Origin of the sequence: Lamprocystis purpurea DSM 4197, from assembly GCF_000379525.1 — a bacterium.
GTDB lineage: Bacteria > Pseudomonadota > Gammaproteobacteria > Chromatiales > Chromatiaceae > Thiodictyon > Thiodictyon purpureum.
The window spans coordinates 1-1,746 of record NZ_KB902453.1 but is presented as its reverse complement, the minus strand read 5'-3'; the positions used below and the strand labels follow the sequence as shown (position 1 = coordinate 1,746).

Here is a 1,746-nt window from a genome sequence, read left to right as displayed (position 1 = left end):
GGCCGGGCCAGGCGGCTGCACCTGGCCGCGATACACCACCAGCGGCTCGCCGTTGGGGTCGCGCACCTGGGACGCGGCGGGCTTGTCGGGTCCGACCAGATCGCCTAGACTGACAGTGTGGAGCGGCGATGTCGGGGCCTTTAAAGTCCGGGAATTTCCGACGACATTGCCGACTACCACATCCCCGATTTGATGGTAATAGTACCCACGCCCGCGGGTCGCGCCCCGCACCAGGTCCACCGTCAACGCGACGCTGCGCACCACCCCGTCCAGTTCCACCGCCGCGGCATAGTGCTCATAGCCGACGATCCCTGGCTTGGTCTGCTGCTTGCTGTTCTCTTTAAACTCGACATAGACGGCGTTGCGCAGCACGTCGGGCAAGCTGGCATAAATCGCACGGGCGTCGGCGTTACGGTTTTTCAGTGATGCCTCAATCCCTGACCGGACGAACGCGACGGGTACCCTGTTGTCGTCCACCACAGCGGGTTGCCCGCGCAGTTTGCCCAGCACATAGCGGCGCCAGGCGTCCGTTTTCCCTCCCGTGGGCGCATCTGGGTCACGCCTGATCGGTGTCACCGTGACGGGCTGGTCTGAGTCATGCTGCCAATTGCCAAACCACGCCTTGAAGTTCGGTGTGCGCACCAGCACCCACTGCCGCTCGTTGAGTTTGGTCGGCTCGCCGTTCGGCGCCTTCAACCACCCCGGCGTCCCGTGGTATTTGGCTTCCACCGCCCGATACTGACGCACCGCCTCGGCGAGTTCGGCCGGTGTCACCTCTTGGTCCCCGGCGTACTGCTTGAGCAACGCGGTCAGTGCGGGGTCGGGGTCAGGATCGGCCGCCGCGTCCGGCCCCTTGACGTGATGGCGCTGCTGATGCGGCGCGTGATAGTGCCCGTGGGTGTCGGTGTACCCGCGGTGCTGCACTTCCTGCGCAAACAGGTCGGTGATGCGGCCCTTGGTGCCGGGTTGGATGGCCTTGAAGAACAGGTAGCGCGGACCGCGGCCTAACCCTGAGCGCGCTCCTGCCCCTGCTTCACCGCCGCCAGCAGCCCGGCCAGCACGCGCGGATCGCGCTCGGCCTGCTGGATCAGGGCGACCAGCGGATTGACCGCGGGCTTTGAAGAGGTCGTCTTGCGCGGGGGCTTGGCGGTCTTTTTGGTGGCGCTCATGGGTCTGTCTCAACAAGGTGGCTTTATCGGGGGGCGGGTCGCCGAACAGGGATCCCTGGTGCGGATCGCCGGCTGCCCGCACTGCCTCATAATAGTCCAGCAGGAAGGCGCTGATGGCCTTGGCGCTGCGCAGATTGCTGTCGAAGTGACGCAGGATCAGCGACGCCTCGGGTGAAATGGCATCACCGAACAGCCCGCCTTGGCGCAGATACTCATCCACCGAGCCGAAGGTCTTGTCCGCCCGCACCTTCGCCAGCGTCGCCGTTGCCGCCACGATGTCCGCCGCCACGTCCAGATCATGCAACCGCCCGGCTTGCGCATCGTCGCGCGCTTGGGCCACGGTCGGGGCCAGCTTCACCAGCGCGGCCAGCACATTGCGCTGTCCGGGGTCCGCGCTTTCCACCATGCGCGCCAGGGTGTCCGAGTCGCCATAGGCGCGGTACAGCACGGCGTTGCGCAGCCGGGTGATGCCCTCCTGCGACAGGTCCCCGTCGGCCGCCTGGAAGGCCGGGCGTTGCGCCACCGGAACCGCGGCCAGGAAGCGCCGGATAAAGGGCCGGTTGGCCGCGGTCGTCAG

Annotated in this window: 1 protein-coding gene; it reads right to left on the bottom strand. The window is 66.8% G+C overall.

Annotation, left to right across the window (positions count from 1 at the left end; translation table 11 throughout):
• A partial coding sequence (locus tag A39O_RS32750; protein ID WP_040527558.1) for an LPD3 domain-containing protein occupies positions 1–1,746 on the bottom strand: 1,746 nt, incomplete at both ends.